Source organism: Clostridium algidicarnis DSM 15099, from assembly GCF_002934235.1.
Classification (GTDB): domain Bacteria; phylum Bacillota; class Clostridia; order Clostridiales; family Clostridiaceae; genus Clostridium_L; species Clostridium_L algidicarnis.
On the sequence record NZ_PTIS01000024.1, the window covers coordinates 22,509 to 31,702 of the forward strand.

Sequence of the window (9,194 nt, forward strand, 5' to 3'; positions counted from 1 at the left end):
CCTCCTTTTCCTTTATTTGAATTTAAAATAAAAGCGTAATTTATATGAAGGTATACTAATTAATCTTTTTAGGTCTATGATGCAATAGTTGCACATCATTTTCAGATTCTCACTGTGGAATATCTCTTTAATGTTAATTTGCACACATTATTTCCTTTAATCCTTACCTACACGCTTTACCATATTCATTATTTTCCATTTGTAACACCGATTTCCTAATCTTATTATACTAAATTTTCAGATGCTAGTGTTACAACTTTAGTATATCACATCACTTATTGTTATTATTCCTTGTGCTCTTATAAAGGGGTTGTATTTATAAAGGGCTTATAAGGGGCTTGTCTTTTATATTTATCTAAGTTTGGTTAAGATAACTTTTGCGATTTTTATTATGGAAATCATCTAAAAAAAGCATTTCATTAAATTTCACTCTAATGAAATGCTTATACCTGGGGATTTCATGGGCTCCAGTGGTGTTAGATGGAGACGGAGTTTCCCTCTTGATATTTACAATTGCTAATATTTCTGCTTAAGCGAAGTTTTCCATTTTATTCTACCCTGGGTTCCTTGTGAGGACATGCTTACTATTCGTTGGATCTTCGTTATCAAAAAATTTGTTATTTGCTTTTTCATTTCTATCATGTGCTTTTTCTGCGGCAGCCTTACCATCCTTTCTTTCCTGAGGCTTTAGCAAATACTGTCTTAATACTTGCAAACCTGTAGCTAAACCAAAAAATGCCATGTCCGATTTTGTCAATCCTGTTTTTTCTGCAAAGGCACAATCAATGTCATTTATGTATTTTCTAGTATTTTGGGAGATTTCCTGAACCCTATTAGTTTCAGCTTTAACTTTATCCAGATTAACAAACAACTTTTCTGATTCTATGTCTAATTCATCTATTTCGGATAAAAGCTGATCAAACTCATCAATGCCACTATTCATTTTCAATCCTCCTCAAAAATCTTGATAGTGTTAACACTATCCTTTTTACTCTCCACTCATTATAGGACCTGTGATTTTTGCAAATATTATTATGTCGTTGAAATTAAGTTTAAATACCACCTGAGAGTATGACTAATATATCTTGATACTTAGTGTATTTCTTTAATTTGATATGTTTTACCTTGGAATTCAACCTCGTCTTCAATACCTTTACCCAATAGTATTTTAACCAATGGTGGAAACTCATTCCTTCCAGGAAGGTAGTCTGCATTAATTATTTTAGTTTCATTGGTTTGTGGTATAAAAACAGTAACTCTATTTCCTAACGCTATATACATTTCATCTTCATCAGCACTATCACTATTTTTGATGGCCCCATAATCATTTTCATCATATGAATTTTCAGCTACAATACCTTGTTCATCACCTTGTATAATAGCATAAATATTTTCAATCATTATTTCTGCAATATCCTCTTCGCTTAAGCAATCAAGTATTAAACCGCCACCTACAGCATTTAATAATTGCAAAGAAGGCCTAACGTGTTCTGTTAGTGTAATTTGAATCCCTTCATCTTTAAAATACTTAATTCCATTAACGATTCCACCTAGAATCGTAGGATTTGATGAAAAATTATTACTATAAAAAATATCAGATATTTTACTACTAATATTATTACTTCCGATTATATCAAGTTTCTCAAAAGGATTTGTGCTAGTTCCATCAGAGGTATTTCTTCCAACCCACCAACACTTAGCTAGTGTATTTCTATAAAGACCAGCACGTGTTCCTCCTGAAAAGAAAAACCGTGATTTTATATTAGAAACAGCTTCTTTTTGAGTTTTAGGTTGTTTGCTATGATAATCCCATCTCCTCCTAACATAATTATAAAATACAGAATGACATAAACCTGCCCACAATCTCTCGTCACTTGCTTGTGATTCATTCAAAAACGAAAGATTTTTATATAGAATTTTGCAGTTGTTGAATTCAATGTCACCAATTGACATATCAGAATCAAGATCAGAAAGTTGAAAATCCGGCACTTCCTTATATTCTATAAATGGGTCACCGCCACATATTGTCCAAATCCACTTATTATCCTTTTCTGTAAAATATTTATTATATACCAAGTCAATATTATCTTTAAGAATATCTAATGCCTCTTTTTTCATGAAGTATAGTTTCATTTTAGATATCCTCCTCGTCTTCCATATTTTCAAATAACTCAGTAAACATAGATAATGCTTTGCTTAATGGTAATTCCATTGCCTCTTGAGCTAATTGAACCGATGTTTTCAATTCATCTTTTACCTCATCAATAAAGTTTAAGTCTCTTTTTTCATAAGCTTTACTTAAAGAGATATACCACTCTTTTCCTTGGTTTGCTTCTATCCCGGTTTCTTGTTTTAGTTCTTCAAATACATATACTAGGGCAGGGAAAACTATCATAGAGTTCAATATTGGTTGAAACTGAATCTTTTTACAAAAGCGTGAGTATGTATCATATTCTTGTGTACCCAAACCTATTTTAATTTGTGCTGAATCAATATTAACGTCCATAGGCTTTTCTTCAGTAGTCAATCGCTTATAAACCATGAAAATTGAACTTGCACTTGTTAATTCCTCATAATTTTTGATAATATCTAATGCCGGCAAATTCTTATATCCAATTATACTTCCTTTTGAGAAATCAAATGAAATACCAGCATAATCATCATTCCAATCTGAATTTATGAAATTGTTAATATTTTCTTTAGAAACAATCAATGCAATAATTTCTAATTTACCATATATTCTACCAACAGGAATATCTATACTTGATTGTTCTGTTATTGAATGAAGCGCTGTTCTAAATGCTGTGTTGGAACACTCAATATGGATTATATATTCTGCCTTACCATCAATAATTAGATTTCGAAGTCCTTCGTTATCTAGAGTGAAGTTAAATTCAAGTTTCAAATTGTTAACACCGTTCATCATATATTGAAGATCTACATCAAAAACAGATGAATTGTAATCATCTTTTTCTTCACTCAATACTGGGTAAGTGTATAATCGTTTAGTTATGTTCATATACATTTACCTCCATGGCATAATCTCTTGAGTCCACTAAAGAAAATTCAATCATTGCTTTTTCATTACCTTTTAGATTTAAGAAACTTATTCCAATGGAACTGCATTTTATATTTTCACAGGCAGAAATACCAGTAGCTGATTTGACTTGAAGTTTATTGGATTTACCATTTTCACCTACAGTAACTATTTCTATGTGACCAGATTGAACATCTCTTGACACTTCAAAAGATGCCCTGAACTTATCATTTGCAATTTTCATAATACGAATACTTTTTAATGCCTCATGGGTACCACCACTATATTTTTCATGAACAGTATCTCGACCACCTTGAGAGATGGTTCCTCTATGTGTATCTTTTTTTGTTCTTTGACGGTTGCCACCTAAAGTTCTTGTTGCTGTAAAGCCACCTTGTCCAATATTTCCTTGCGTATCTCTACTCTTTGATTGCCCTTCACCTTCGTTACCGTGAAACAGACCTTTGGGCTTACTTTGATATGTTGCTCTTGGTTGAATTAGGATATCGCCAATGGTGTTATGTAAATCTTCTTTTTTATTATCACCATGCTGGGTTGATGATGAAGATTCTTTTTGAAGAACGCTACTAAGTCCTTCTACTTCTATTTCTTCATCACTAGAATATTCGCCTAAACCTAGAATCATATCTCTAACCCACTGTTTCAACTCATCGTGATATTCTTTAGCTTGGGCTGGGTTTTTTGTATACCTACCTGGAACCCATTTATCATGTGAAGGAGTTTCCATTTCTCTGAAATACTCATTTAACTCTTTTCCTTGCATTTCCAAAAGACCGGAAAAAGAAATTAAACGAGATATATTTCCTATCGTTAACAATTTCATTCCAGAAGTTCGAGTAACAAGTACTTTTCTATTTAGCTTTTCTTGTGCATCAACGAGAACACTAAGTTTTAATGTGCCTAACCCATGAAAATCTTTTGTGAACACTTTGGTTTCAGGGTTAGATAAAACTTTGTAATAACAATAAGCTTGTCTTACTTTGGTCTTATAACATTCCATAAGTGCAGGCAAGTCAGTAACATTGATTTTCGTAGAGTTTACAGATACCACGAGTTTATTTTTATAAATTGCCATAATGAAATTTTCTAGTACTTCGCAAGTTACATCATCTTCCCATGTTGTTGCTGCATTAAAGCCATAGACAAAAACATCTGTACCCACTCCAGTTCTATTTTGCAGATTATTTAGTTCTACAATTGTTTCTACAGGTAAATTACCATTAGTATCACCATAATACCCAAATCCTGTGGTCATGGTATGAAGTGTATCTGTTTCATCTTCAGGGAATGAAATAAATCTTGAAACACCTTGAGCTGCTATTTCATTTTCAGCATTCAGCGTTCTATAAAAGACCAATCTATACTCCGAATTACAAAAGGGTGCATTTTTTCCTATTCCAAAAGCACCAGCTTTATCCCCAGTTTTAGTTGCACCACCATCAATTTTTGTTAATGCATTCCAACCATCATCACTATCTCCATAAGGATCAATTAATCCTGTGGTATTATAATCACTTATTCTAAGTACAAAAGTGTTTTGATTTTCTATTGCCTTTTTTGCTTTTTTTAGATACGCAATTGTTTTTTCACTTTTTCTATTCGACCAATAGTTATATGCTTTATGTAGTTTATTTTTATATATTTCGTAGCCAGGTATAGCATTTGATTGAATTCTATAACGTTCAAATTCTACAACCACTTCCGATGAAGAACTGTCTGGGGTAGCATCTAAAGAATTTTGACATATTTCTCTTGCTAAAGATTGAATTTCTATACCAGTAAATGTTTCAATACCAGCATCTGAAATACCTCTCGTTTGACCACACCCATTATTAGGGAAATTCCATGCAATATTCATTCTTCTCGCCTCAATGTAAATTTATTATTTTTTTCTCCTAAATCTTGAAACTTACCTTTACAACTTTTTAGTTCTTGCTCAAGGGCAGAGAATATTTCTTTGACATCTGTTTCGTCGTATTCATAGGTTGCCTCATTTGAACAATTGCTTAGTAATCTAATCATATCAATTATTTTATTTGTACGGGCCTCTGCAATTCTAAGAAACTTGTCATGTTTAGATTCTGGCATTATAAAAACCTCCCCAGAAAGTATTTTGTCTATATTGTAAGTATTTTCTGTATATTTGTCAATATATCTGTATTATTTTCAAATTATTATGAAATTATTATAATAATATTTATCAAACAAAAAACGCCCTGCATTTCCGCAAGGTGTTAACTTCTGTAACCTATTCTTTTATATTTCTACATCCACGCTTGTGCCTAACTTGAATTCCACCATGAATTTTTCCTAATAAATCGTTACCTTTTCAACCATTCACCTCACAAGGTATTCATCGTATTCTTCTATCTGCTCCACCTGCTCTGCAAGAAACTCCTACATCTCGACAATTCGCTGTTTCAAGCATTCTCTGCCATAGCATTCTGCTTTAGTTCTCTCAAACGGTCTATCTCATCAGCAAGGTCATTATAATCCTTTTTAGTATTGCTTCCACTTATACCATCATCCGCAAATACACCACTTAGCTGCCATTCTTCATTTTCTTTTATAAAATCGGCGTAATGCTCTATCTGTGCCTCGTAACTTGCTCATCGCTGTCGGTACTTACACGGCAGTACGCTACGACTCTGAGTTTTTACTTGTCTTCCATCTTTATCAAGGGGATGACGGTCCATATACATTCTTATCCCTCTTCACAACTATTGGCCTGCATTAGTAAGTATATCTTTTATGTATTCTAGTTTAAAGTAATTCACCTATTCCATTACATATTCTTTGAGCTTCTTCTTTAGCTTTTTTTAACCTAAAGCATTACTTCTAGCGGTTATCTTCTTTATTCTAGTTTTTATTTTAGCTATACTTTTAGAATGTACCCTAGTTTTAATACCTGCTTTGCTAGGATTCTTTCTGTACTTCTTTTACATTTTTCAAACATTACCATATCAGTGAAACTTCGATTAAAAAAGCATTTCATTAGATTTTACTTTAATGAAATGCTTGTACCTGGTAAATTCTTGAGTCCTGGGGTAGTTGAGTGGAACAACGTGCCCCTCTTGCTATTTGCGGTTACTAATATTTCTGTTTAAGGGCAGTTTTCCATTTTATTCTACCCTGGGTTCCTTGTGAGGACATGCTTTGCTGGGCTCACTTGCTCACCTTCCTTTACTCCTTCTATAACTTCCAATTAGAAGTGTACATTTTTATTTTATTTATTATTTTTCCTAATAAAATTGTTATAACAATTGCAAAAATTAATGGAAATAAATAGAATAGTGTGGAATTACTATAGCTAATAACAAAACCTCCATCATTACTAATTGTAAATAAAACATTTTGTAATGTAAGTCCTAATAATTTCAAATTAAATTCTGCATCTTTACCATTCTGAATTAATACATCTAAATTAGGTGTTTGAGCATCTAATAATCTCCTTATAACAAACATAGAAAATATTAAAGCTATAAAAAACAACACTATCATTGACGTTACTACTAAAAACTTTTTATAATATAACTTTTTCATAAAATTTATTACTCCTATACCTTAGAATTATTACTATACTAATGTTTTAATTTATTTACTATTTTCTAATAATTATTAATATTCCTCTACTGGTAATGAATAAGGATACGCTATAGTTCCATCTGGATATCTATAATATTCACTAGTTGAATTTCTAGGTTTTACTATAACTTGTGTTGAAATATCACTAGAGCCATTTATGATAGAAGGAGCTATTCCTTTTGTTACATTAAATCCTATCGCGGCTTTACTAGAAAACTTAATATCTATATAATCTCCATTATTGGTTGCTTTTTGAACTGCTTGTTTTTGCATATCTATAGTTGAATAAGCAGTGTAAAAATTAATAGTAGATGATACTACAATATAAAGAGCTGCTGAACAAATTAAAAATACTATTGCTGCTGTTATTGGATCAACTGAATATTTTTTACATTTCTTAAATTTTCTTTTATTCTATAAGTTATTTCATTATCAGATTTATTACATTTTAAACTATTTTCCATAATCCACCTCTCATACTTAATTAAAACATTAGTATATATATATTGTACATACTTTGTTTAACATTTACTACATATTTTTCATATTATTCTGTACTATATATTTCTCAGAATCTCAATTTTTTCTGTTACATATTTTCTTAAATCCATAGTAACTTATATTTTTATTATTACATCCTATAAAACATACGCTATTTCGTTAAATCATGTTTTAGCGAAATTATAAAATTTAACGGTTTTAAGCCATTTGAAAGACCTGGATTTTTTAAAATCCAGGTCTTTTTGTTTACTCATTATAAACTTTTGTAAAAAAAGATAGACTTCGCTATGATCATAACGAAATCATAATAAAATTGAATAAAATAAGTATCTATAATACAAGCAAGAAAAGTTTTATATCTATTTTTGATTTATAGCCTTCATTGTTACTCTATATACTAAATAAACTATAGCAAAAATTATTGCAATACCTGTAATCCCTATAATAATTATATCCAATATATCACCTCTACTTTATTGCTTTTAATTTAGCTATATCATAGCAATTTACTTTAGTAACTTCTTCTACTTCTTTTAATTCTGCAAGCCTAGATAATACATCGGTTTTAAATTCACTTAGATTTGCAGTTTGGTCATAAACTACCTCTAAGGTTTTATCTAATTTATCTATCTTATTTTCTATTTTATCTAATCTTTCATTTGTTTTAATTTGCCCTTGCTCTATTCTCTTTAGAATTTCTAATATTTGTTCATCCATGCTTATCACCCCTTATATTAACTATATTATATCCAATATAAAATCTTATTAATAGGGTCAATATTTTCTAATTTATTTTTTCAATATTTAAAGGTTTTTAAATGAATTTAAAGAATAGTATTATTACAGTATACTTATTGTAATATTATATTTGAGGTGTTCTTATGGAAGTATTAGAATTATTAGAATTATTAAAATTAGTTAATTCTGAATTAGAAAAAAATAAAAGTTTAACTTCAATAGCAAAAGTGCTTGGAGTAAATGAAAGTACTATAAGAAAAAAATTAAATAAACTTGGATATAAAAGAATAGGTAATCAATTCGTATTGAGTTCCGAAAATACTAGTAAGACTACTGGTACTATGTCAAGAAAAAGTACAAGTTAAATTTGAATTTTTAAATATTAACTTATTTTCTATATTGTATTAGCCAGCAGTTAGATATAATTTATTTAACCCTTCCTTATACACAATTTCATATTGGTTTGGTGATAGATATCCACAATGGCTATGTATCCTTACTGTATTATAAAATGCTTCTATATAATTAAAAACCAATCTATGTGCATGGTTATAATCTAATATCTTGAATCTATTTAACCACTCTCTTTTAATCAATGCATGAAATGACTCTATGCACGCATTATCCCATGGATAGGCCTTCTTGGAATAACTGTTTATAAAATTTTTAGTTGCTTCTTGATATGCAGCAGAAGTATATTGTATACCCCTATCGCTGTGCATAACTAAGGGGTTGTTTATATTTCGTGATGCTTTTGCTTTCTCAATTGCCTCAATGACACATTTTGACTCAAGAGTAGTGCTAAGGACCCATGATATGATCTTTCTTGAGTATAGATCCATTATGCTTGTTAAATATGCAAACCCATCATATGTCCAAATATAGGTGATGTCTGAGCACTGGACCTATGTCAATAACTTAGACACAAAAAGTCGTACAATATTACTAAGCTTCTTTTCTAAGATTTTCAAATTCTACTGGGGTCATATAGTTTAAAGCACCGTGAATTCTCTTACGATTATACCAGGATTCAATAAATTCAAAGATAGCTCTTTGTGCATATTCAAAGTTAGGGTATTTATGTACATATACTTCCTCTTTCTTAAGAATCGAGTGAAATGACTCTATACAAGCATTATCGTAGGGATTACCCTTACGGCTAAAAGAGTGAATTAAGCCCTTATCAGCAATTATCTTTTTAAACTGTTTGCTAGTATAATCGATTAAGAAAAAGGGATTTCTCCCTTTCCCTCATCTAAGAACCGTACGTGAGAGTTTCCCGCTCATACGGCTCAAGCATTTCTTCACCTTT

General features: G+C 30.8%; 11 protein-coding genes. 1 reads left to right on the forward strand and 10 read right to left on the reverse strand.

Translation table 11 applies throughout. From position 1 onward, the window contains the following. Positions 1 to 553: 553 nt before the first annotated feature. The 8 genes from BD821_RS12465 to BD821_RS12505 all read right to left on the reverse strand — a co-directional run bounded on the left by BD821_RS12465 (position 554) and on the right by BD821_RS12505 (position 7,861). A complete protein-coding gene (locus BD821_RS12465) occupies positions 554 to 943 on the reverse strand; it encodes a hypothetical protein (RefSeq protein WP_104410757.1) in 390 nt (129 codons plus the stop codon). 149 nt (positions 944 to 1,092) lie between these two features. Then, a complete protein-coding gene (locus tag BD821_RS12470; RefSeq protein ID WP_104410758.1) occupies positions 1,093 to 2,133 on the reverse strand; it encodes a DUF6339 family protein in 1,041 nt (346 codons plus the stop codon). A gap of 1 nt (position 2,134) precedes the next feature. Next, on the reverse strand, positions 2,135 to 2,926 hold the full coding sequence (locus BD821_RS12475; protein WP_242971514.1) for a hypothetical protein: 792 nt from the start codon (positions 2,924 to 2,926) through the stop codon (positions 2,135 to 2,137). Positions 2,927 to 3,005: 79 nt separating this feature from the next. Next, positions 3,006 to 4,916: a hypothetical protein gene (locus BD821_RS12480; protein ID WP_104410760.1), complete on the reverse strand. Its 1,911-nt coding sequence runs from the start codon at positions 4,914 to 4,916 to the stop codon at positions 3,006 to 3,008. Beyond that, entirely contained in the window at positions 4,913 to 5,146 is a 234-nt protein-coding gene (locus BD821_RS12485) for a hypothetical protein (protein WP_104410761.1), read from the reverse strand. Before BD821_RS12485 ends, BD821_RS12480 begins: the two co-directional genes overlap by 4 nt. A gap of 1,104 nt (positions 5,147 to 6,250) precedes the next feature. Then, positions 6,251 to 6,601 carry a hypothetical protein gene (locus tag BD821_RS12495; RefSeq protein WP_104410762.1) on the reverse strand — a complete coding sequence of 117 codons (351 nt, stop codon included), beginning with the start codon at positions 6,599 to 6,601 and terminating at the stop codon, positions 6,251 to 6,253. A gap of 75 nt (positions 6,602 to 6,676) precedes the next feature. Then, complete coding sequence (locus tag BD821_RS12500; RefSeq protein ID WP_104410763.1) at positions 6,677 to 6,916, reverse strand: hypothetical protein; 240 nt, start codon at positions 6,914 to 6,916, stop codon at positions 6,677 to 6,679. A 696-nt stretch (positions 6,917 to 7,612) separates the two neighbouring features. Beyond that, positions 7,613 to 7,861, reverse strand: a complete 249-nt coding sequence (locus BD821_RS12505; RefSeq protein ID WP_104410764.1) for a hypothetical protein — start codon at positions 7,859 to 7,861, stop codon at positions 7,613 to 7,615. Between the two features lie 164 nt (positions 7,862 to 8,025). Here BD821_RS12505 and BD821_RS12510 point away from each other — a divergent pair, with 164 nt between their 5' ends. Then, positions 8,026 to 8,247, forward strand: coding sequence for a hypothetical protein (locus BD821_RS12510; RefSeq protein WP_104410765.1), 222 nt, complete (start codon positions 8,026 to 8,028; stop codon positions 8,245 to 8,247). 39 nt (positions 8,248 to 8,286) lie between these two features. On the opposite strand, the gene BD821_RS12515 is transcribed toward BD821_RS12510, so the two are convergent. After that, positions 8,287 to 8,772: an IS3 family transposase gene (locus BD821_RS12515; RefSeq protein ID WP_278335178.1), complete on the reverse strand. Its 486-nt coding sequence runs from the start codon at positions 8,770 to 8,772 to the stop codon at positions 8,287 to 8,289. Between the two features lie 55 nt (positions 8,773 to 8,827). Next, complete coding sequence (locus tag BD821_RS12520; protein WP_104410768.1) at positions 8,828 to 9,106, reverse strand: integrase core domain-containing protein; 279 nt, start codon at positions 9,104 to 9,106, stop codon at positions 8,828 to 8,830. Positions 9,107 to 9,194: the final 88 nt, after the last annotated feature.

What these genes read in the sequence shown, in the direction of transcription:
- BD821_RS12465 (WP_104410757.1), bottom strand. Translation starts at nt 943, where the DNA reads ATGAATAGTGGCATTGATGAGTTTGATCAGCTTTTATCCGAAATAGAT.
- BD821_RS12470 (WP_104410758.1), bottom strand. Translation starts at nt 2,133, where the DNA reads ATGAAACTATACTTCATGAAAAAAGAGGCATTAGATATTCTTAAAGAT.
- BD821_RS12475 (WP_242971514.1), bottom strand. Translation starts at nt 2,926, where the DNA reads ATGATGAACGGTGTTAACAATTTGAAACTTGAATTTAACTTCACTCTA.
- BD821_RS12480 (WP_104410760.1), bottom strand. Translation starts at nt 4,916, where the DNA reads ATGAATATTGCATGGAATTTCCCTAATAATGGGTGTGGTCAAACGAGA.
- BD821_RS12485 (WP_104410761.1), bottom strand. Translation starts at nt 5,146, where the DNA reads ATGCCAGAATCTAAACATGACAAGTTTCTTAGAATTGCAGAGGCCCGT.
- BD821_RS12495 (WP_104410762.1), bottom strand. Translation starts at nt 6,601, where the DNA reads ATGAAAAAGTTATATTATAAAAAGTTTTTAGTAGTAACGTCAATGATA.
- BD821_RS12500 (WP_104410763.1), bottom strand. Translation starts at nt 6,916, where the DNA reads ATGCAAAAACAAGCAGTTCAAAAAGCAACCAATAATGGAGATTATATA.
- BD821_RS12505 (WP_104410764.1), bottom strand. Translation starts at nt 7,861, where the DNA reads ATGGATGAACAAATATTAGAAATTCTAAAGAGAATAGAGCAAGGGCAA.
- BD821_RS12510 (WP_104410765.1), top strand. Translation starts at nt 8,026, where the DNA reads ATGGAAGTATTAGAATTATTAGAATTATTAAAATTAGTTAATTCTGAA.